Source organism: Mesorhizobium sp. 128a (genome assembly GCF_053848025.1).
In genome coordinates this window covers 24,358-46,149 of sequence record NZ_JBSPKY010000019.1, presented here as the reverse complement: position 1 = coordinate 46,149, position 21,792 = coordinate 24,358, and the positions used below count along the sequence as shown (strand labels likewise).

Annotated in this window: 18 protein-coding genes and 2 pseudogenes; 8 read left to right on the top strand and 12 right to left on the bottom strand. The window is 62.0% G+C overall.

The features are described from left to right. Window positions 1-2 precede the first annotated feature (2 nt). From ACWTU9_RS26220 to argE, 6 genes are all read right to left on the bottom strand, one after another. Complete coding sequence (locus ACWTU9_RS26220; RefSeq protein ID WP_455860847.1) at window positions 3-1,460, bottom strand: NAD-dependent succinate-semialdehyde dehydrogenase; 1,458 nt, start codon at window positions 1,458-1,460, stop codon at window positions 3-5. 17 nt (window positions 1,461-1,477) lie between these two features. After that, window positions 1,478-2,521: a tartrate dehydrogenase gene (locus tag ACWTU9_RS26215; RefSeq protein ID WP_455860846.1), complete on the bottom strand. Its 1,044-nt coding sequence runs from the start codon at window positions 2,519-2,521 to the stop codon at window positions 1,478-1,480. Window positions 2,522-2,531: 10 nt separating this feature from the next. Further along, window positions 2,532-3,995 carry an aldehyde dehydrogenase family protein gene (locus ACWTU9_RS26210; RefSeq protein ID WP_455860845.1) on the bottom strand — a complete coding sequence of 488 codons (1,464 nt, stop codon included), beginning with the start codon at window positions 3,993-3,995 and terminating at the stop codon, window positions 2,532-2,534. 150 nt (window positions 3,996-4,145) lie between these two features. Then, complete coding sequence (locus ACWTU9_RS26205) at window positions 4,146-4,499, bottom strand: cupin domain-containing protein (RefSeq protein ID WP_455860921.1); 354 nt, start codon at window positions 4,497-4,499, stop codon at window positions 4,146-4,148. 23 nt (window positions 4,500-4,522) lie between these two features. Continuing rightward, window positions 4,523-5,446, bottom strand: a complete 924-nt coding sequence (locus ACWTU9_RS26200) for a 2-hydroxyacid dehydrogenase (RefSeq protein ID WP_455860844.1) — start codon at window positions 5,444-5,446, stop codon at window positions 4,523-4,525. Between the two features lie 12 nt (window positions 5,447-5,458). Beyond that, entirely contained in the window at window positions 5,459-6,583 is a 1,125-nt protein-coding gene (gene argE, locus ACWTU9_RS26195; protein ID WP_455860843.1) for an acetylornithine deacetylase, read from the bottom strand. Window positions 6,584-6,824: 241 nt separating this feature from the next. Here argE and ACWTU9_RS26190 point away from each other — a divergent pair, with 241 nt between their 5' ends. After that, window positions 6,825-7,727, top strand: a complete 903-nt coding sequence (locus tag ACWTU9_RS26190) for a GNAT family N-acetyltransferase (RefSeq protein WP_455860842.1) — start codon at window positions 6,825-6,827, stop codon at window positions 7,725-7,727. Between the two features lie 538 nt (window positions 7,728-8,265). Here ACWTU9_RS26190 and ACWTU9_RS26185 read toward each other — a convergent pair. Then, the gene (locus ACWTU9_RS26185; protein ID WP_455860841.1) at window positions 8,266-8,937 is read right to left on the bottom strand and encodes a TetR/AcrR family transcriptional regulator; all 672 of its coding nucleotides are present in this window, start codon (window positions 8,935-8,937) and stop codon (window positions 8,266-8,268) included. Between the two features lie 180 nt (window positions 8,938-9,117). On the opposite strand from ACWTU9_RS26185, the gene ACWTU9_RS26180 reads away from it, so the two are divergent. From ACWTU9_RS26180 to ACWTU9_RS26150, 7 genes and pseudogenes are all read left to right on the top strand, one after another. Next, entirely contained in the window at window positions 9,118-10,065 is a 948-nt protein-coding gene (locus tag ACWTU9_RS26180) for a shikimate dehydrogenase (protein WP_455860920.1), read from the top strand. After that, window positions 10,062-11,046, top strand: a pseudogene (dctP, locus tag ACWTU9_RS26175) (TRAP transporter substrate-binding protein DctP). The gene ACWTU9_RS26180 and the pseudogene dctP overlap by 4 nt, the downstream one beginning before the upstream one ends. Window positions 11,047-11,121: 75 nt before the next feature. Further along, window positions 11,122-11,640: a TRAP transporter small permease gene (locus tag ACWTU9_RS26170; protein WP_455860840.1), complete on the top strand. Its 519-nt coding sequence runs from the start codon at window positions 11,122-11,124 to the stop codon at window positions 11,638-11,640. Continuing rightward, the gene (locus ACWTU9_RS26165; RefSeq protein WP_455860839.1) at window positions 11,637-12,938 is read left to right on the top strand and encodes a TRAP transporter large permease; all 1,302 of its coding nucleotides are present in this window, start codon (window positions 11,637-11,639) and stop codon (window positions 12,936-12,938) included. Before ACWTU9_RS26170 ends, ACWTU9_RS26165 begins: the two co-directional genes overlap by 4 nt. Before the next feature lie 14 nt (window positions 12,939-12,952). Then, window positions 12,953-13,384 carry a type II 3-dehydroquinate dehydratase gene (locus tag ACWTU9_RS26160; protein ID WP_455860838.1) on the top strand — a complete coding sequence of 144 codons (432 nt, stop codon included), beginning with the start codon at window positions 12,953-12,955 and terminating at the stop codon, window positions 13,382-13,384. Between the two features lie 102 nt (window positions 13,385-13,486). After that, a pseudogene (locus ACWTU9_RS26155) lies at window positions 13,487-14,317 on the top strand (cyclase family protein). Between the two features lie 13 nt (window positions 14,318-14,330). Continuing rightward, window positions 14,331-16,220 carry a bifunctional sugar phosphate isomerase/epimerase/4-hydroxyphenylpyruvate dioxygenase family protein gene (locus tag ACWTU9_RS26150; RefSeq protein ID WP_455860837.1) on the top strand — a complete coding sequence of 630 codons (1,890 nt, stop codon included), beginning with the start codon at window positions 14,331-14,333 and terminating at the stop codon, window positions 16,218-16,220. A 342-nt stretch (window positions 16,221-16,562) separates the two neighbouring features. On the opposite strand, the gene ACWTU9_RS26145 is transcribed toward ACWTU9_RS26150, so the two are convergent. Genes ACWTU9_RS26145 through ACWTU9_RS26125 form a run of 5 tightly spaced genes read right to left on the bottom strand, consistent with a single transcriptional unit; the run spans window position 16,563 to window position 21,764 of the window. Beyond that, window positions 16,563-17,711 carry an adenylate/guanylate cyclase domain-containing protein gene (locus tag ACWTU9_RS26145; protein WP_455860836.1) on the bottom strand — a complete coding sequence of 383 codons (1,149 nt, stop codon included), beginning with the start codon at window positions 17,709-17,711 and terminating at the stop codon, window positions 16,563-16,565. 13 nt (window positions 17,712-17,724) lie between these two features. Further along, the gene (locus tag ACWTU9_RS26140) at window positions 17,725-18,090 is read right to left on the bottom strand and encodes a response regulator (protein ID WP_455860835.1); all 366 of its coding nucleotides are present in this window, start codon (window positions 18,088-18,090) and stop codon (window positions 17,725-17,727) included. Then, a complete protein-coding gene (locus ACWTU9_RS26135; RefSeq protein WP_455860834.1) occupies window positions 18,087-20,198 on the bottom strand; it encodes an ATP-binding protein in 2,112 nt (703 codons plus the stop codon). The genes ACWTU9_RS26140 and ACWTU9_RS26135 overlap by 4 nt, the downstream gene beginning before the upstream one ends. After that, entirely contained in the window at window positions 20,164-20,769 is a 606-nt protein-coding gene (locus ACWTU9_RS26130) for an SCO family protein (RefSeq protein ID WP_455860833.1), read from the bottom strand. Before ACWTU9_RS26130 ends, ACWTU9_RS26135 begins: the two co-directional genes overlap by 35 nt. Beyond that, window positions 20,766-21,764 carry an ABC transporter substrate-binding protein gene (locus ACWTU9_RS26125; RefSeq protein WP_455860832.1) on the bottom strand — a complete coding sequence of 333 codons (999 nt, stop codon included), beginning with the start codon at window positions 21,762-21,764 and terminating at the stop codon, window positions 20,766-20,768. The genes ACWTU9_RS26130 and ACWTU9_RS26125 overlap by 4 nt, the downstream gene beginning before the upstream one ends. Between the last annotated feature and the right edge of the window lie 28 nt (window positions 21,765-21,792).

Genomic DNA, 21,792 nt, shown 5'->3' with positions numbered 1-21,792 from the left:
CCTCAGCTGAGCCCGCCCATGTGGAAGCTCTTCATCTCGAGATACTCCTCGATGCCGGCCTGCGCGCCCTCACGGCCGAGGCCGGACTGCTTGACGCCGCCGAAGGGGGCGACTTCCATCGAGACCGAGCCGGTGTTGAGCCCCACCATGCCGAACTCCAGCGCCTCGCCGACGCGCCAGGCGCGCTTCAAATTCTCGGTGTAGAAGTAGGACGCAAGGCCGTAGGGCGTGCCGTTGGCTAGCGTGATCGCCTCCTCTTCCGTCTCGAAGCGGAATAGCGGCGCGACCGGGCCAAACGTTTCCTCGCCGGCGAGCTGCATTTCCTTTGTGGCGCCGGTCAGCACCAGCGGCGCGACATATTGAGGGCCCTCGGGCAGCGCCTGCTTCTCGGTGATGATCGTAGCACCCTTGGCGAGCGCGTCCTCGACATGGCGGTTGATCTTCTCGACCGCCGCCATGTTGATCATCGGCCCGATGGCGACGCCGAGCTGCGTGCCGGGTCCCACCGTCATGGCGTTGACTCGAGCAGTGAGCTTCGCAGCGAACGCGTCATAGACGCCAGCCTGGACAAGAATACGGTTGGCGCAGACGCAGGTCTGGCCGCCGTTGCGGAATTTCGAGACGAGCGCGCCCTCGACGGCGAGATCGAGATCGGCGTCGTCGAAGACGATGAGGGGCGCGTTGCCGCCAAGTTCGAGGCTGAGCCGTTTGACGTTATCGGCCGCGCCGCGCATCAGCAGCGAACCGACCCGCGTCGAGCCGGTGAAGGAGATCTTGCGAACGGTCTCGTTCGCCATGATCTCGTTGCCGATCTCGGCCGGCATGCCGGTGACGATGTTGATGACGCCGGCGGGGATGCCGGCCCGTTCGGCCAGCACGCCGAGCGCCAATGCCGAATAGGGCGTGAACTCGGATGGCTTGATCACCACAGTGCAGCCCGCGGCCAGCGCCGGCGCGACCTTGCGGGTGATCATCGCATTGGGGAAGTTCCACGGCGTGATGATGCCGCATACCCCGACCGGTTCCTTCAGCACGATGATGCGCCTGTCCGGCGTCGGCGAGGGGATGGTGTGGCCATTGATGCGGCGTGCCTCCTCCGCAAACCATTTGACGAAGGAAGCGCCGTAGCGGATCTCGCCCCTGGCCTCGTCCAGCGGCTTGCCCTGTTCGGTCGTCAGGATGAGCGCGAGATCGTCCAGATGCGCAAGCATCAGGCCATGCCAGGCCTCCAGGAGACCGGCGCGTTCGGCGTTGGTCTTCTTCTTCCAGGGAGCATAAGCCGACGCTGCGGCCTCGATGGCTGCTCGGGTCTCCGGACCGGCCATGTCGGGCACCGTGCCGATCGCCGCCTGGGTCGCCGGATCGACGACATCGACCGTCTTGCCGGAGCTGGCGGCGACCCATTTGGCGCCGATCAGGCCGGCTTCGCGGAAGAGACCTTTGTCTTTGAGGTTTTTCATCGAAAACGACCTTGCAATCAGGAGAGCGCTGCGACGACGGCGGCGGTGATGGCCTCCGTTCTGTCTTTGCCCGGAGTGGTTCCAATGCCATGCGCGGTTGTCGCTTCGACCGCTTGCATGACCCGGCCGGCGGCATCCGCTTCGCCGAGATGGTCGAGCATCATGGCGCCGGACCATATGGTGGCGATCGGATTGGCGATGCCCAGATGCGCGATGTCGGGCGCGGAGCCGTGCACAGGCTCGAACATGGACGGCGCCGAGCGGTCGGGATTGATGTTGGCGGAGGCGGCGTAGCCGAGCCCACCCTGGATCGCCGCGCCGATGTCGGTCAGGATGTCGCCGAACAGGTTGGAGGCGACGACGACGTCGAGGCTCTCCGGCGCCATGATCATGCGGGCGGCAAGCGCGTCGACATGATAGCTGGTCACTTCGACATCCGGATAATCCGCCTCGAGCTTTCGCGTGATCTCGTCCCAGAACACCATCGAGTATTTCTGCGCGTTGGACTTGGTGACCGAGGCGAGCTTGCGCCTACGCGCCCGCGCCTGCTCGAAGCCGAAGCGCAGGATGCGCTCGACGCCGGCGCGGGTGAAGATCGAGGTCTCCACGGCAACTTCGTCCAGCGTGCCCTGATGGACGCGTCCGCCGGCGCCCGAATATTCGCCCTCGGTGTTCTCGCGGATGCAGAGGATGTCGAAGTTTTCTGCCCGCAGCGGTCCGGTGACGCCCGGCAGCAGGCGGTGCGGCCTTATGTTGGCATATTGCACGAATGCCTTGCGGATCGGCAGCAGCAGGCCGTGCAGCGAGACCGAATCCGGCACCTCCGTCGGCCAGCCGACGGCGCCCAGAAGAATGGCGTCGAAGCCGCGTAAGGTCTCGATGCCGTCCTCGGGCATCATGCGGCCGGTTTCCTTGAAGAAGCGGCAGGACCAGGGGAGCTCGGTTCCCGTCAGGGCAAAGCCGAAGTTCCTGGCCGTGGTTTCCAGCACCGTCCAGGCGGCGGCGGTCACATCGCGGCCGATGCCATCACCGGGGATCCAAGCGATCGAGTAGGACTTCATCGGCATCTCTCTAGAGGCTGATCAGGACGCTCTTGTTCCTGCGGTTGGCGAGATAGGCCTCGCGGCCGAGATCCTTGCCGATACCGGAGCGCTTGTAGCCGCCAGTTGGCAGGATATGGTCGCGCGAGCGGCTGTAGCGGTTGATCCAGACGGTGCCCGCTTCGAGCTTGCGTGCCAGGCGGATCGTACGGGACAGGTCGGAGGTGAACAGGCCGGAAGCCAGCCCGTAGGTCGGATGGCTGGACAGCGCCAGCGCCTCTTCCTCGGTCTCGAAGGTCTGGACAGTCAGAACCGGGCCGAAGATTTCCTCGACGATCGCCGGGTTGGCCTGGTCGACATTGGCGATCAGTGTCGGCTCGTAGAAATAGCCGGGGCCGTCCATGGCGCCGCCGCCGGTCAGGCACTCGCCGCCGGTCGCGACGGAGGCGCGCACGATGCTATCGACACGCGCCCACTGCCGTTCCGAGATGATCGGCGAATACTGCGTCGCCTCGTTCCAGGTCGGGCCAGGCCGCACCGCCTTCATCTTTTCCAGGATGGCGGCCGTCAGCCTGTCGGCCACGTTCCCCTCGACGATCAGGCGCGTGCCGGCGACGCAGGCCTGGCCGGCGTTGAAGGTGACGCTGCCGGCGATGGCTGTCGCCGCCCTCTCCAGATCGGCATCGGCAAAGACGATCTGCGGGCTCTTGCCGCCGAGTTCCAGCGTCATCGGCTTGACGCCGGTGCGGGCGACATTCTCCATGATGGCCGAGCCGGCGCGGGTCGAGCCGGTGAACGAGACCTTGGCGATCTCGGGATGACCGGTCAGCGCCGTGCCGGTCGTCGGACCGTCCCCGAGCACCACGTTGATCAGCCCGGTAGGCAGGCCCGCCCTGACGGCGAGCTCTGCCAAATAGACGGCCGAGAAGGGCGTCATTTCCGACGGCTTCAACACCACCGCATTGCCCGCGGCCAGTGCCGGACCAAGCTTCCAGCCGGCCATCGAGATAGGAAAATTCCAGGGCGTGATCGCGCCGACCACGCCATAGGGCTCGCTCATGATCATGCCAAGGGTGGCATCGTCCGTGGGCACGAGTTCGCTGCCTTCCTTGTCGGCGAATTCGGCAAAAAAGCGGATCTGCTCGGCGGTCACGGCGATGTCGCCGGCAACGAGCTGGCCGACGGGCCGCGTCGAGCACAACGCCTCGATTTTTGCCAGCGTTTCGGCTTCCGCCTCGATAAGGTCGGCCCAAGCCTGGAGTGCCCTGGTGCGCTCACGCGGCCGAACGCCGCCCCAGTTGCTGTCCTTCAGCGCCGCCTTGGCGCTCGCTACCGCACGGTCGACCATATCGACGCCGGCCACGGGGCTGGCGGCGTATGCCTTGCCATCCGACGGCCGGCGCATCTCGATCGCACCCTCGGCCGCGATCAGCTCTCCGCCAATGAAATGGCCGACAGGAAGGGAGACGGTATCCGGATCGAAGCTCAACTTCATAGGCGACCACCTTGCAGCATGCTGCGGGAACCTAGCGCGAGCAGGAGCGCAGCATGCACCGTTCGACGATCAGTCGCGGATGATTGTTGCGTACTGGCGATGAGGGACGGCAAAATCTGTTGCGGGGGCCGGCACCTCACGCGGACGCTTTCAGCCGACTGTCACGTAGATCTTGCGCACCGTCTCGATGGTCTTCCAGACACCGGTGAAGCCAGGCTTCATCACGAAGCTGTCGCCAGCGCGGTAGGTCACCGCCTCGCCGCCATCGGGTGTGATTTCAATCACGCCCGTGAGGATGTGGCAGAACTCGAAAGTCTCCCCCTTGATCGAGCGCGTCTCGCCGGGCGTCGCTTCCCAGATGCCGGTGTGGACGAGATCGTCCTTGGCGGCGTCCTGCGCCCAGGTCTTGAATGAAGGCTCGCCGGCTATCAGTCGTTCGGGCAGCGCCCTGGACTCGCGCGGCGGGAAGGCAGGGCTGGTTTCGACGGTCTTGAGCAGGGACAAGGGATGGCCGTTCAGGTTGGACTTCAATAGCCGCGCGACCGGTCGACGAGCCCAATGGGGTCGAGCCCAGCGCGGTGGCGTCGGATGTTTTCAATGACGGCGCGCGCAGCAGTCGCGGGCTGGGTGACGCTCGCGACATGCGGGGTCAGGATGAACTTCGGATGCGACCAGAAAGGATGACCCGCGGGCAGCGGTTCGGGATCGGTCACATCGATCATCGCCGCCGCAAGGTGGCCACTGTCGAGCGCGGCGACAAGTGCTTCATGATCGAGCTGTGCTCCCCGGCCGGTGTGGACGAGCGCCGCGCCCTTGGGCAGCTTCGCGAACAGATCGGCTTCGAGGAAACCGCGCGTGTCTTCGGTCAGCGGCAGCAGGCAGACCAGTATGTCGCTGGCCGCGAGCATCTCCTTCAGTCCAATCTCGCCATGATGACAGGATATGCCCTCGATCTGCCGTGGCGAGCGGCTCCAGCCGGCAAGCGGAAAGCCGAAGGGCTTCAGGCGATCGAGGACGGCCTGTCCGAGTTGCCCGAGGCCGAGCACGCCGATCCGGCGCGACCCGGCTTGGAGTTGCCCGATGTCGCGCCATTGGCCGGCGCGCTGCTGCGCCAGATAGGCGGGCAGGTTGCGATGCAGGGCGAGCACGGCAAGCGTCACATATTCCTGCATCATGCGCACGATGCCTTCCTCGATCGTCCGCACGATCTTCACCTTCGCCGGCACGGCATCGAAGCGAAATTGGTCCACGCCTGCGCCCAGGGAAAAAAGGATCTCCAGATTCCGGTAACGGGCGAGGTCTTCTGGCGCGGTCCAGGTAATGAGATAGCGTACCGCGTTGGGATCGACCGTTGCGGCATCGATGGTAAAGGGGACGTCCGGCAGTTCTTTGGCGAAGGCTTCGGCGAAGATCGCCCCGCGCCGCGCATCGGAATTGAACAGGAATGTCATTCCGGTTCCCCTTCAGGCCGCGCAACGGGCGCCCAGCGCCTCGATCAATCGCTGGCAGGCGGCGAGTTCGCTGGTGAAAATGTATTCATCCGGCTTGTGGGCGCGGCCGATGTCGCCGGGACCGCAGATGATCGCATCGATCCCTGCCGACTGGTAGAGCCCGGCCTCGGTTCCGTAGCTGACGGCGGCGATCGGCACCTCGCCAGTCAGCTCTTGCAGCAGCGCCGCCACCGGCGCGTCCTGTGGTAGCGACAGCGCCGGATAGGCGCTGAGCGGCGTCCATTCGACCCGAAAGCCGTCGGTCTCACTGGCCTCTGCCTTCGCCCTCACCGGTGCAAGCAGGCTGGCCGGGTCGACGCCCGGTATGGCGCGCGCCTCCAGCTCCAGAGTGCAGCTGTCGGGAATGATGTTGACCGACTGTCCGCCCTTGATCACGCCAGCCTGCAGCGAGGAATAGGGCGGCTCGAAGGCCGGGTCGAACGGACCGTTCGTCAGCCGCTCGGCTTCGTTCACAGCCGCGCTCAGTGCACCGGCCATGGCATGGATGGCGTTGAGGCCGAGGTCGGGTCGCGAGGAATGGCCGGACCGCCCGTTCATCGTCACGCGGGCAGCCGCCTTGCCCTTGTGGCCGCGTACGGCGCGCAAGCCGCTCGGCTCGCCGACGATCACGCCGAGCGGCTTGGCGCAAAGTTCGGCAAGGCGGGCGATCAAATGCGGCACGCCGCGGCATCCCACCTCTTCGTCATAGGAGAAGGCGAAATGGATTGGCCTGGCAAGGCGAAGCTTCGTCAGCATGGGCACGGCCGCGAGCACCGCGGCCAGAAACCCCTTCATATCCGTGGTGCCGCGCCCATAGAGCCGCTCGCCCTCCCGGCGCAGCGTAAAAGGGGCCGAGCTCCACTGCGGTTCGCCGGCGGGGACGACGTCCATGTGGCCGGACAGGATGTAGCCCGAGACATCGGCAGGGCCGATCGTCGCGAAAAGATTGAAACGGTCGCCTTCCGGCCCCGGCAGCACCGTGACCTGCGCCCCGTGCCCCGCGAGATAGGCCTCGATCCAGTCGGTGATGTCACCGTTCGGCTTGCCAGCGACCGATGGGAAGGCGACGAGACGGTCGAGAATGTCGAAGACGTCCATTCCAGCCCTCAAAGCATATCGGGATCGCCGGGATCGATGCCGACGATTGTGTGCTGCTACATTTCCGCAGAGGATGTCTGCGTTCTCGCGCGATTGCGTGCCGAAAGCGGAAATGTTTCAGTTGAATCTTGCGTTGGCAGGGGGCTTTCGAGCAAATCGTACGGGCCTGTTTGTTTAGCGTTGGTGGACAAAGAGCTGTTGCGGCGTGTCGCCGGTCAATTTGCGGGGATATTTCAGAGGCATGGACTTGAAGCCGTCCGGAAACTTGAAAATCGACACCTTCTCGATGCGTATCGGCGACATCGAAGGCGTCGAGCTGGACCGGCTGCATGCACTCTCGCTCTCCGTGGGATGGCCGCACCGCGCCGAGGATTGGCAATTCCTGCGCGAATCGGGAGAGGGGTTCGTGGCGCTCGACGAGATCGGTCGGGTTCTCGGCTCGGCCATGTGGTTCGCACATGGCACCGATTTCGCCACCGTGGGGATGGTCATCACCTCGCCGCGACTCCAGACGCTGGGAGCGGGGCAATGGCTGATGAAGCGGGTCTTCGACAAGGTCGCCGGGCACGATTTGCGCCTTAATGCAACGCGCGCGGCAAGACGGCTCTATCTCTCGCTCGACTTCCAGCCGGAGAAGACCGTTTATCAATGCCAGGGCATCGCCCGGATGCAGACGATGGCTGGGCCGGCAGATATTCGAGGCGATGTCCGGACTTTGGACGCAAGGGACATTCCCGCGACAATCGCGCTCGACGCGGCAGGATTTGGCGTGAAGCGGGCGGCACTCATCGAAAGGCTTTTCGCGCACTCCGCCGGCTATGGTCTTTTCAAGGGTGACAAGCTGAGCGCGTTCGCGCTTTGTCGGCCGTTCGGGCGGGGCCATGTCGTGGGGCCGGTCGTGGCGGAAAGTGACGCCGACGCCGTAGCGATCGTGCGGCCGCACGTGGCCGAGCATTCGGGGTCATTCCTGCGCATAGACACCCACATGGACAATGGCGAGTTCGCCGCCTTTCTGTCGCACAGCGGAATGCCGGTTTTCGACACGGTGCTCACCATGTCGATGGGCAAGCCCCTCGACGATTTTGCCGTCGGCGGCTCAACTGGACCGGTGACCTATGCGCTTGCCAGTCAAACTCTCGGGTAGTTGGGTCGAGGCAGGCGCGGCTGTTCAGGCCTTCACAGGCACTCTTGTGGCGCTAGGATAACTAACATCCAAAAGTACGGTTTCTGCAGCTATACCTGGCCCAAACGCAGCAGACCAAAGTGGATTGTCACAGCCTTCGAAGTTACCCAAGGCAGGCGCACATCAATGCATATCTAGCCAAGTTTTGACGATGAAAGCGTCGCGGAACCATACGGAACGATACGGGAAGACTTCTGATTTTGACCCACGAAAAAGCCAATGAAATCAACGATCTTATTACGTCCTCCGGGCCCACCATGTTGCTATTTTTCAATGACTTACCGGGTTTTTGCGGCCCAGTTAGCCAATCCTACATGGCGAACGCGGCTGCATCGCTTTGATTTCGTTGACTCATATTGGACCACTGACAACGAATGCCCACCAGACAAAGAAATGAGGTTGGCCGCATTGCTGACATTCAGCTAGGCACAGGCATATCTCCATCGAGCCATCGCGACACCTTCGGGCGTGCTGCTGTGCCGACACGCAGCCTCAACGATCAGCGACGACGTAGTCGCCCATCCGGCTTGCGTGCAAGATCGACAACCATCTCGACCATATGTTGCTTTAAAGCGCCCTGGCCTTTAGCGCTGAACAGGTCGTGGCCGAAGATGCGCGAGAAGGTGGCGCGGTTGGAGACATTGAAGAAGCTCATCGCGCTGATGTGCCAGTGTAGTTCGAGCGGCGTTACATCGTCACGAAACAGCCCGGCTTCGCGACCGCGCCGACAGATCGCTTCCAGTTTTTGGACGGCGCCAGCATTGAGCAGCCGTATCAGCTCCGACTGCCCCATATATTCGGCGCGGTGGATATTTTCGATCATGACGATCCGGATAAAGTCCGGATGCCGGCTGTGATGGTCGAACGTGAACTCGGCCAGTTTCGCCAGCGCTTCGATCGGCGGCAGGTCGTCAAGCTCGAGCTCTTGTTCCCCTGCGCGGACCTCGCGATAGGCTTCTTCAAGAACCCTGCCGTATAGCCCTTCCTTGTCACCGAAATAATAGTAGATCATGCGCTTCGACGTATTCGTCTTGGCCGCGATCTCGTCGATGCGCGCACCCGCGAGACCGTTGGCGGCAAACTCCGTCATCGCGACGGCAAGGATGTTTTTGCGCACGCCCGCCGGATCCTGCTTCCAGCCGCTTCGTCCGTTTGCCGGTTTGTCGTCCATGTCAGGCTAATTCTCCCAGTGCAGGGTTACTCCAGCGCGAACGATTAGCAAATTAACCGTTTCGTACAAAGCCATTGACGAAATTAACCAAACGGTACAAACTTACTTTGAATGCCGGGAGGAACTTGCGAGGAGCAAGGCGGCGTCGGGGAGGTTGGATTGGCGTCAGCTACTGCCAGTATCAAAGCCGATCGGTATGCGGCTACCGATCCGCGGCGTGTATTGGTCGGTCTGATCGGGCGAGGCATCCAACTGTCGCGGACGCCGGCAATGCATGAGGCCGAGGGCAGGGCACAAGGCATTGCCTACATATATCGTCTGCTCGATGCCGACCGCATGGGCGACGGGACCTTGGGGCTCAAGGACATACTCGCGTCCGCCGCAGATTTCGGCTTCGACGGGCTGAATGTCACATATCCCTTTAAGCAGGAGATCATCCCGCTGCTCGACGAATTGTCTGCGGCGGCGGAGGCGATCGGATCTGTCAACACTGTCGTGCTCGGCCACGGCCGCCGGATTGGGCACAACACCGACCTGCACGGGTTCAAGGAGAGTGTCCGGCGGGAGATGGCTGGGGCGCCCAGCGACAGCGTCCTGCTGCTCGGTGCCGGCGGGGCTGGCGCGGCGGTCGCCTACGCATTGCTGGATGGTGGCGTCGGGCAGCTGCGGCTCTTTGATATCGAGGGGGCAAGGGCAGCCGCGCTGGTCGCGCGGCTCGCTTCGCAGTTCGGCGCCGACCGGGTGAAAGCGGTTTCCGACTGCGTAGCGGCAGCGGCGCGGGTGGACGGGATCGTCAATGCGACGCCGGTGGGCATGACCAAGCTACCGGGTATCCCTCTCCATCCTGCGTTGCTGAGGCCAGATTGCTGGGTTGCCGACATTGTCTACTTCCCGCTGGAGACGGAGCTTCTAGCCGAAGCGCGGCGCCGGGGCTGCCGCACGCTGAGCGGCCAGAGCATGGCGGTCTTTCAGGCGGCGCGGGCGTTCGAACTTTTCACCGGCATCGCACCGAACATCGATCGAATGAGGGCGGCGTTCGCCGCCTTCGACAACACGCCCCTTCCACGACCGGCTGGCGGCGGCAAACCCCATCAGGAACATGGGAATAAAACAGGGAGGAAGATATGACGCTGAACGCAACCCGACGCCAGTTTCTTGTTGGGACTGGTCTTATGACGACCGCCGCGGCCTTTCCGGCTTTTGCGCAGGACAAGCCGAAGCTGCGATTCTCGGCGGTGTTCTCAGAGCAGGACATCCGGGCCGAAATGATGAAGAAATTCGCCGACGCCATCAAGGATGACTTCACCTTCGAAGGGTACTATGGCGGCAACCTTTTCAAGCAAGGTACCGAGCTTGTCGCCATGCAGCGCGGCAACCTCGAAATGGGCAACATCGCCCCGCAGGACGTCTCCAAGCAAATTCCGGCATGGTCGATTGTCACCGCGGGCTACCTGTTTCGCGATGCGGCCCACATGAGAAGGTTCTTCGCCAGCGAGTCAGGCGCGGAGTTGAAGAAGATGACCGAGGACCAGCTCGGGATAAAGGTGCTTGGCCCTACCTATTTCGGCGTGCGCCAGTTAGGCCTCAAGCCCGACAAGGAAGTCAAGACACCCGCCGATTTGGCCGGAGTCAAGCTCAGGATGCCTGGCGGCGACGCCTGGCAGTTCCTTGGCAAGGCGCTCGGCGCCAACCCGACCCCGATGGCTTATGCGGAGGTCTATACCGGTTTACAGACCGGCGCGATCGACGGGCAGGACAATCCGCTGCCGAATGTCGAACATGAAATTCTACGAAGTGATGTCTCAGATCGTGCTGACGTCGCATCTCGTTGGCTTCGATCTGCTGGCTGTCTCGAAGAAGGTGTGGGACGAGATGGGCGCCGACAAGCAGGCAAAGTTCCAGACGGCGGCCGACGCTGCCATCGAATTTTCGACCAGCAAGCATCTGGCGCGGGAAAAGGAGCTGGTCGAGTTCTTCAAGGGCAAGGGGCTGAAGCTCTACGAGCCCAACGTCGCCGCCTTCCGCAAGCATGTGCAGGAGCAGTATCTGGCGTCGGACCTGGCGAAGGACTGGCCGGCGGGAATGCTGGATAAGATCAACGCGCTCTGATGCGCCCTCCGGCTCCGGCGGTTAAAGCCCGACGGAGCTGGCTGCGCCAGCAGCGACTGCCACGAGGGACATGTCTTGAACGCCAATCCCCGCTCCATCGCCGGCGGACTCTATCGCTTCGCCGAGGTCGTGCTCGCGGCCATGCTGGCGCTGATGTTTGCCGTATTCATATTGCAGATCCTTTTCCGCTACCTGCTCAACTTCCCGATCGGCTGGACCAATGAGCTGAGCGTCATTCTGTGGATTTGGTTGGTGCTTTGGGGCGCAGCCTTCGTGATCCGCGAGGAGGAGGAGATACGCTTCGACCTCTTCTACGCATCGGCCGGGCCAAGGGTCCGCCGCATCATGTTCCTGGCCGCGGCCGCCGCGATCGTCGTGCTCTACGCGATCTCCTTCCCAGCGGTCCTCGCCTACGTGACCTTCATGAAGGTCGAGCACACCGCCTACCTGAAGTTCCGCTTCGACTGGCTTTTCTCCATCTACGTGGTGTTCGTCGTCGCTACGCTTGTGCGTTACCTGTGGCTCTCCTGGCAGGCCGCCTTCGGCCCAGCTCCAAAGAGGCCAGATCCGACAGAAATGGGGTCGGGGACGTGAACCTTGCCAGCCCCTTCTCCCTGTCGATCGTAGCGATTACCGCGCTCGCCTTTCTCGGCCTGCCGATCGGTCATGCCATGATCGCCGGCTCGATCCTTTATCTCCTGCTAGCCGGGCTCGACATGGGCACCGTGGCAGAGCAGCTGCTGAACGGGATGTATGCAAACTACATCATTCTCGCGGTGCCTCTGTTCGTGCTGGCCGCCGAATTGATGAACATCGGCTCGATGACGGAGCGGCTGCTGCGCTTCTGCAATGCCATTGTCGGTCGCTTCCGCGGCGGCCTCGCCTTCGTCAACATCGTCCAGGCGATCATCTTCGCCGGCATGTCGGGCTCGGCGATCGCCGATGCGGCCGGCCCCGGCAAGCTGATGCAGAAGATGATGACCAAGGATGGCAAATACCCGCCGAGCTACGCTGCCGCGCTGTCCGCCGCCACCGCCGTGATCGGGCCGATCATCCCCCCCTCCATCCCGATGGTCGTCTACGCCCTCGTCTCCGACGCGTCGATCGGCTACCTCTTCCTCGGAGGCGTCGTGCCGGGTTTGCTGATGGCGGCCGGGCAGATGAGCATCGTTGCCTATCATGCACGCGTGCGTGGCTTCCCGGTCGAGCCGCCAACGCCGCTTCGCCAGTTGCCGCGCATCACCTGGCAGGCATTGCCCTCGCTGATGATGCCCGTAGTGTTGCTGGGTGGCATCTATAGCGGTGCGACGACGCCGACTGAGGCGGCTGCCGTCGCCGGCGCCTATGCGCTGCTGGTCTCGGTGGTCCTCTATCGCAGCGTCAGCTTGGCTGATCTCTACCGTTCGGTGCTGGTCAGCGCCCGCACCAGCGCCTCGATCGGCATGCTGATCGGTGGCGCGCTGGTGTTCAACTATGTGGTCACCGTCGAAAATATCCCGCAGTCGGTAAGCGCCTTGCTGCATGCCTGGCAGCTATCGCCCACCGGCTTCCTTATCCTCGTCAACATCCTGCTCTTGCTGCTGGGCTGCGTGCTAGAAGGAACGACCATCCTGCTGGTGATCGTTCCGGTGCTCATCCCGACCGCGAGAGCGCTGGGCATCGATCTGGTGCATTTCGGCGTGGTGGTCGTCGTCAATATCATGCTTGGCCTGGTCACACCGCCTTACGGCCTGCTGCTCTTCATCATGACCAGGATCGCCGAGGTGCCGTTCAGGGAGCTGGTGCGCAATGTGTTGCCCTTCCTCTGGGCGATGATCGGTTCGCTGGCGCTGATCACGTTCTTTCCGGGGCTTGTGCTCTGGCTGCCGCGCTTGCTCGGCTATCAAGGGTGACAGGAGGCTGCCGAATGAAGCCTATCTTCGTGATCAACGGTCCGAACCTCAATCGCCTCGGTACACGCGAACCCGAGATTTACGGCAGCACGACGCTCGCCGAGATCGAGATCATGTGTCGGGAGGCGACAGGGGAACATCCCCTTCGCTTCCATCAGTCCAACTTCGAGGGCGAGATCGTCGACTGGATCCACCAGGCGATCGAGGACGGCGCCGGCATCGTCATCAATCCGGCAGGCTTCTCCTTCACCTCGATTGCCATTCTCGACGCGCTGAAGATGTTTACTGGGCCGATCGTCGAGCTGCACATCTCCAACATCCACCGGCGTGAGGAAATCTATCATCGCTCGCTGGTCTCGACGGTCGCGACTGCGGTCATCGCCGGTCTCGGACCTCGTGGATACGCAACTGCCGTGAAATCGCTGCAGGAGTTGATCGACACATAGTCGCGCGATGTCAACCATGGGTTCGCTCGCATGAATAATGAACGAACTGGTTAGTATAGTAAGTGCGTGGATTTTGAACCGAACAGGGGAAGGAGAAATCGCATGTGCCCTCCAGGATGTCTTCATTCGATCTGTGAAAATGCGACGCGGAGAGGCTTGCTCAAAGCCGGATTTACACTGGGGCTTGCCGCGGCGGTCGCCACGCTTCCGGCGGGGCCGCCAGCCCAGGCGGCGCCGATCAGCTTCACTGATACAGTCAACCTCCCACACGCTCTCTATGAGGGCTGTCCGACCTTCAGTGGCGAAAAATGGTTCACTGTCGAACATCTCGTCACCTTCGCCAAGGACAAAGTGAACCTCAACCGCTGGACGATCGTCGAGCATAGCGGCACGCATATGGACGCGCCGATCCACTTTTCCGCCGATGGAATGACGGCGGATCTGATCCCGATCGCGGACCTGGTCGTTCCGGTGGCCATCATCAACATCGCAGCGCGCGCTGCCGAGAACGCTGACACTGCGTTGACGCCCGACGACATCAAGGCCTGAGAAATGAAGAACGGACCCCTGCCGGAAGGCTGCTGCGTGGTGATGAACTCAGGCTGGCACAAACTGGTCAGCGATCCAAAATTCGCTGGTAGGGACGACGAGAAGAAGAACCACACTCCTGGTTTTCACCTTGAGGCCGCACAGTTCCTGATCAACGAACGCAAGGTGAAGGGTATCGGCGTCGATACGCTTTCGCTCGATACGGGACTTAATTCGAGCGGAGCATTCCCGGTCCATTATGAATGCCTGGGCAGCGGCCGCTGGGGCGTGGAGTGCCTTGCAAATCTCGATGCGATCCCGGAAGCCGGCGCGCGTCTCTTCCTCGGCATTCCGAAGGTAAAGGGCGCGACCGGCGGGCCAACGCGTGTCATCGCGCTCCTGTGACGCGCCAGCAACGATGAAGACCTCCATCGCCACCGTCTCGATCAGCGGCGACCTTCGCGAAAAGCTCGCGGCCATAGCCGCGGCCGGGTTCGATGGCGTGGAGATTTTCGAGAATGACTTCCTGGCCTTCGACGGTACGCCGGCCGAGGTGGGCCGCATGGTTCGCGATCATGGACTGGAGATCACACTGTTCCAGCCATTCCGTGATTTCGAAGGACTACCGGAGCCGCAAAGGCAACGCGCCTTCGATAGGGCCGAACGCAAGTTCGACCTGATGCAGCAGCTCGGCACCGATCTGATGCTGGTCTGCTCAAACGTTTCGCCGGCGGCGCTTGGCGGCATAGACCGGGCCGTCGCCGATTTCCACGAGCTAGGCGAGCGCGCGGCGCGACGGGGCTTGCGTGTCGGCTACGAAGCGCTCGCGTGGGGGCGCCATATCAACGACCACCGCGACGCCTGGGAGATCGTGCGCCGTGCTGACCATGCGAACATCGGCCTCATTCTCGATTCCTTCCACACACTGTCGAGAGAGATCGACGTCGAGACCATTCGCGCCATCCCCGGGGACCGTATCTTCATCGTGCAGCTTGCGGATGCACCGCTGATCGACATGGATCTGCTTTACTGGAGCCGCCATTTCCGCAACATGCCGGGAGAGGGCGACCTGCCGGTCACCGATTTCATGCGGGCCGTGGCGGCAACGGGCTATGACGGGCCACTATCCTTGGAGATATTCAACGACCAGTTTCGCGGCGGCTCGCCGAAGTCGATCGCGATGGATGGAAGGCGCTCGCTCATCTTTCTGATGGATCAGGTGCGCCGAGCCGAGCCGGCAATTGCGCTCGATCCACCGGATATGCCGGACCGGGTTGGTGTCTCGGGGGTCGAGTTCGTCGAGTTCGCGGCCAACGAGAAGGAAGGCGAGGAACTGGCGGCACTTCTCTCGACCATGGGCTTCTCGCTGTCGGCTCGCCACAAGAATCGCGACGTGACAGTTTGGAGGCAAGGTGGAGACCGCGGGATCAACATCGTCATCAACACCGGGCACGGCGGCTTTGCCCATTCCTCCTATGTCGTGCACGGCACCAATGCCTATGCGATGGGGCTTAGGGTTTCCGATGCGGCTGCGACGGTGGCGCGGGCGAGGGCACTGGGCGCGGAGACCTTCGTCGAGCAACACGGTCCCGACGAGCTCTTCATTCCCGCAATCCGCGGCGTCGGCGGCGGCGTCATTTACTTCCTCGATGACGCTCTCTCGAAGGTCTGGGATGTTGAATTCGATCTCCTGAATCAAGCCGGCGAGCCGGGCGCTGGCCTTATCGGCATCGATCATACCGCGCAGACGATGAACTACGAGGAGATGCTGACCTGGCTTCTCTTCTACACCTCCATCTTCCGGGCGCGAAAATTGCCGATGGTCGACGTCGTCGATCCGGGCGGTCTGGTACGAAGCCAAGTCGTCGAGGGGGCGGATGGCCGACTGCGACTGACGCTCAACGGTGCCGAAAGCCGCAAGACACTGGCGGGCCACTTCATCGCCGAAAGCTTCGGCTCCAACATCCAGCATATCGCATTCGCATGCGACGACATCTTTGCCACGGCGGCTCGGTTGAGAACACTGGGCTTCCATGCGCTGGAAATTTCGGCGAACTACTATGATGACCTTGAAGCACGCCTCGGCTTGGATCCTGATCTGACGAGCCGCTTGCGAGCCGAGAATATCCTCTTCGATCGCGATGAGGTCGGCGAGTATCTCCAACTCTACAGCCAAAACTATGGCGAGGGCTTTTTCTTCGAGGTCGTTGAGCGCCGAAACGGCTACAAGGGCTACGGCGCCGTCAATGCACCGTTCCGCATCGCCGCTCTGAAGCGACTGCTGCCTCCGAGCGGAATGCCGAGGTGATTAGAGGAGCATTCGGCATTGATGAGCCCTTAACTGGCAAACGTGCAGAGCTTGCAAAACACACGGGCCGATCCTGACGGCAATAGGTAAACGGCCGTCAACAGGGGTCACCGCAAACGCCTGCTGCCGTTTCCCTGTTAGGGCACCCTTGATTTCCCTGTTAGGCCGAATAGGGAATTTTCGTCTAAAGCGCTGAAATTGCATTGAGATTACACGCCGAAATTGGCTCGGGCACTCAAATCCGAGGAAAGTTCCCTGCTTTTAGGCCTGTTACAGGGAAATCCGGACGGAGACCGGTTCGCACGGGTCGAATCGGCCGAAAGAGACCGAGGGCGTCCAACGCTAGCCTGGTCGACCGAACCACCGCACGATTTCATAGGCAGGCATTGGGCGGCGAAAACCCTTCAGCGTCAGATCGCCAACAAGAACGGATTCGACCAGCGACTCGACAGCGCCGAGGACCCTTTGGCTAACGAGAATCTGGCGGGACTGGGCGGCCTCGCACAATCGGGAGGCATGGTTCGACACGGTGCCAATGACGGCATAGTCCGAGCGCCGATCAAAACCGATGCGCCCGATGGTTGCGTGGCCCCTGGCGATGCCGATCCCGAAGCCTAGCAAATAGTCCCGCTTGCGCCATCGCTCTGAATGCTCGTTAATCGCGTCGCGCATCGCAGCAGCCATTGAGACGGCTCTCTCGCTGTGGTCGGCACATGGCAGTGGATCGTTGAAAACCACAACGATACCGTCGCCCACGAACCGCTCAAGAGTTCCCTCGTGGCGGACGATCTGTTCACCGAGGCAAGAATGATACTCGGCAAGGACCGTCATGACTTCTTCGGGCTCGGCGGTCTCGGCGAAGGCTGTAAAGCCGCGCAGATCGCAGAAAACGACGGTCACCTCCCGACGGTGACTTTGCAGAAGCGCGTCACCATTTCCCGCCGCAATGATGATATCTGCGACCTGCTCGGGCAGAAACCGCCTGAGCCGCGCCAAGCGCTCGAGCTCTGTCACCTGCTCAGCCACGGTTTTCTCGAGCGAGCGGTTCCAGTCGGAAAGCTGCGCGGCCTGATCCTGTAGTAGTTGGGCCTGGCCTGCGACGGTATCGTGAAGCGCCTTCTGGCGCAGCATCGAACGCACCCGTGCCAACAGCGCCCTGTGCTCGAAGGGCTTTGTCAGATAGTCGTCGCCCCCGGCGTCCAGCCCCTCGACCACATCGCGCGTGTCCGCCTTCGCGGTGACGAGGATGACCGGAATCGCCTGCAGGGCGATGTCCTGCTTGAGCATGCGCACCACGCTGATGCCGTCCAGTTTCGGCATCATGATGTCGAGAAGGATCAGATCTGGTGTGAGTTCGCGGGTCTTCGCAAGTCCCTCTTCGCCATCCGCGGCCGTCACCACTTCATAGCCATTCGCCTCGAGGCGCATGCGCAGGATCTCGAGATTTTCCGGGGTATCGTCGACCGCGAGAATGCGAGGCGGATCGTGCACGGCGCTGCCTCCCTCAGGAAAGGAACTGGCGAATCTCGGAAAGCAGCTGGCGCGGACTGAATGGCTTGGCGATGTACCCATCGCACCCAGCAGCAAGGGCTTTCGCCTCGTCGCCCGACAACGCGTAGGAGGTGACGGCGATAATCGGAATGTGCCGGAGCGCCGGGTCGGCCTTGATGCGGCGCGCCGCTTCGTACCCGTCAATCACCGGGAGCTGAATGTCCATAAGGATCAGGTCTGGCCTGTGCGCTCCGGCCGCTGCGACGCCGGCGGCGCCGTCCGCCGCCTCGATCAGTTCGTATTCGGTGGTGGCAATGAGATCGCGGATGATCTGGCGGTTGTCCTCGGTGTCTTCCACCATCAGGATTCGTTTGCTCATGCGGCCCTCACGTCCTCATTCACCCGGATTGGTACCTTCAGCCGGAATGTCGATCCTGATCCGATCACGGACTCGACGTCTATGGTTCCGCCATGCATTTCGGCGATGCGCTTCGAGATCGCCAGGCCAAGACCCGTACCGCCCTTCTGCCTGGTGCTGCTGTTGTCGACCTGCTGGAATTCTTCGAAGATGAGAGCCTGGTCCTTGGACGCGATGCCGGGACCGGTGTCTCGGACAGTCATCTCGAAGTGCCCGTCGACCGCATCGGCAAGAATGTCGACCGCACCTGTTTCGGTGAATTTGACGGCATTGCCTGCAAGATTGAGCAGGACCTGTGTCAACCGGCGTTCGTCACCGCGGCCGATTGGAAGGTTTTTGGCAACAGTCGTTGAAAGCTCAAGACCCTTCGCTCGTGCCAGCGGCTCGACAGCCGTAACGGTCGATCGAACAATTTGCGCGACGGAGTAGTCCTCGATCGCCAGCGTGAGCTGACCGGCTTCGATCTTGGAGAGATCGAGTACGTCGTTGATGAGCCCGAGGAGGTGACGGCCGTTGGCCTGCACGCGCGCGATGGTCGTCTTTGCCTTGTCCGGGAGTTCGCCGTAGATGCCGTCGACCAGCAGTTCTGTGAAGCCCAAGACCGAATTGAGCGGTGTCCTGAGCTCGTGGCTCATATTTGCGAGGAACTGCGACTTGTGGCGGCTAGCTGCCTCCAGTTCCCGGCCTTTCTCCTCGATCTCGCGAAACAGCTTGGCATTCTGGATCGCGAGCACCGATTGGGCCGCGAAGGTCTCCAGCAGGTGGACAACTTGCTCATGGAAGGCACCTGGCTTGTAGCGCCTGACGACCAGTGCACCGACGATCTTGTTGGGCCTCAGCAGCGGAACAATCAGGATACCGCGATATCCGGCTTCGACGATCGTCTTTCTGACAAGGAAGGATGAGGCCTCCTCGCTGAGGTCGGGGAACTGCACCGGCATGCAGCGCCCGGGTGCGTCGCCGATCCCCATGTCGGCCAGCCCGATCGTCTGGTGTGAGACTGCGGCGATAAGCTCATCGCTCATACCGAAGTTTGCGCGCGGACGGAATTGCTGCCGCGTGCTGCTGAACACGTAGATGGTGCCAGCATCCGTCTCCGACAGCTGGACCGCTTTGGCGACGATCGTTTTCAGCACCGTGTCGAGATCCAGCGTCGAATTGACCGCCTTGCTGACGTCCCCAAGCGCCTCCAGTTCGCCGACTGAGCGTGCAAGCTCGGCCGTGCGCGCCCGCACCTCTTGATACAGGCGCCCCAGCCGCTCGGATGTCTGGTTGACGTTGTCCGCAAGGGCTCCCAGTTCGTCGCGGTTGGGGACGACAACCCGTTGGGCGAAGTCGCCGGCCGCTATTTGGCTGAGACGCGTCTCGATCTTCTTGACCGGTTCGATCAACGACCAGGAGATGATGTAGCCGAGCCCCAACGCCAGCAGGATGCTGCCCACCGCAAACGAGACCACGATCAGTCTGGACGTGCCGTACGCACCCTCGGTCGTTTCGATGGCCGCCACCATGTCGGCTTCGGCGATGTTGACCAGCTGGTTTGTCAGCCGCTCGAGGCGATCAGCCGACGGTATGATTTCATCAAGCTGAACCTTGCGCGCCTCCTCAGTGCGGCCGGCGTGGACGAGCTCTGCCACATGCGTCACCCCGGCTGTCAGCCGTTCGTACTCTTGCCTGACCTGGCCAAGCACTTCCACCTCGGCTTTGGCGACGAACTCCATGCGGTCGAGGTCGTAGCCGAACTGATTGAGCTGGCGCAGCGCCGCATCCAGCATCCGGTCGTCCTGAAGCAACAGGGCGGTGGAGATGCCGTAGAGCTGGGTGGTCGTATCGTGCTGTACCTGGCGGTAGGCTGCGATCCTGCGCTGCAGCTTGATCAACTCGTTGGTCTGATCGTTGACCCCACTCAGCACCTGCAACCCCACGGCCCCGAGCACGATCAGCAGGCCGACGATCGACAGGAACGCGATCAAGAGCTTGGTCTGGACGCGCGCCGGCAGCCGGGCAACCCAGCCAACGAGCCGGTTCGTTATGCTATTTGGATTCGTCCAAGAGGCTGACAAGGTCATCCCGGAACTCCTCCAAGTCGAACCGGACGCCAAGATACTGTACGCGCAAGATGCCATTGGGGTCTACGAGCGACGTCAACAAGGTATGGTCGACATCACCGTTCGCCGCCTTCTTCGCGATGACCCCATATTTCCGTCCAACTTCATGGACAATCGCCGGATCACCGGTAAGAAACGACCAGCCCTTCAGATCGGCGCCAAAATTTTGCGCATATTCCTTCAAAACATCGGGCGTGTCGCGCTCCGGGTCGACGGTGATCGAAACGAAGACGATTTGGGGTCCGAACGCACTACCCAACTTTTCCTGCACGCTTGCCATATTGGCGGTCAGCATCGGGCAGACGTCGGTACAGTACGTGTAGATGAATGCAATCGCGACAACCTTGCCGCGAAAGTCGTGCAGCGACACCGGCTTGTGGTCCTGCGATATCAGCGTGAAATCCGGTGCAGCGCCCATCATCGGCAGGCGCTCCTTATCCCCAGCGTGCGCTGACGCTTCGTGCGCAGAGGTGTGCGCAGGCGCAGCGACGAGGGTGAGGAGCAGCAAGGCGCGCGTCGGCCAGTGGCTCACGTCTTCATCTCGCGCTTGAGCTCTTTAAGGAAACGCCAGTCGGTGCCGCGGTCCAGGACCTCCTGCGGCCTCATCGTGACAGCATTTGTCTCCTGCATACGCAGCGCATAGAAACGCAGGGAGTCCTCGGGGTCATATTCGCGCCATTTGTCGTAGCGTATGTCGGAACGGATGGCCTGAAGCGTGTAGTCGCTGGCGTAGCCTGTATCGACCGCACTTTTCGCAACCGCTTCCGGATTGGTTATGCAGAGATCCACGGCCTTGAGTAGGGCGCGCATGACTCGTTTAGTCGCCATAGGGTAACTTCCTGCGTAATCTGCGGTGCTCGCCAGCATGCAACAAAAATACTGCGACCATGGTTTGTCGATCGCCGTGCTGACAAGTACATGGCCGAGCTTTCGCTCGCGCGCCTGCTGGGGCGTGGGCGGTCCGCCGAGGAACGCATCGATCTTACCCTCCGCGAGGCTTTGAACCGCATCGGGGGTTACGAGAGTTTCGAAATCCTTTGCCGGATCAAGGCCGACGTAGGAAGACATCACATTCAGCAACAGATACTGGATGGTGCTGCCATCCACTCCGACCGTCTTACCCTTCAGATCAGGGATGCCAACGACCCGATTGTTTGCGATCAGCTCAAGACAGCCGACATGCAAGCCGGTCAAGACTTTTATCGGCGCGCCTTTTGCGATGTTAAGCACATGCGCGAGCGGGTAGTTCCAGTCGAAGTCGATCTCGCCGTGGCCGATCCAGTCCGACGAATCCGGGCCGGTGCCCGAAGACACGAAGTCAACGTCGGTCAAGCCTTCGGCATGCAGAAGCTCGGTGGCCGCATACATCGGCGATTGGCAGTCTGAGACCTTGGCGAACACCGGCAACCGGACTTTTGTCATCTCTGGCGCCGGCTCGGCGAGCACCAGCCTCGGGGCTGCGACTAATCCCGCGGCACCCGCTGCGAGGCCGGCCATGAAGCCGCGGCGATTCTGGATAATGTGCATGACGTTCTCCTCTTCAGCAGTCTTTCGA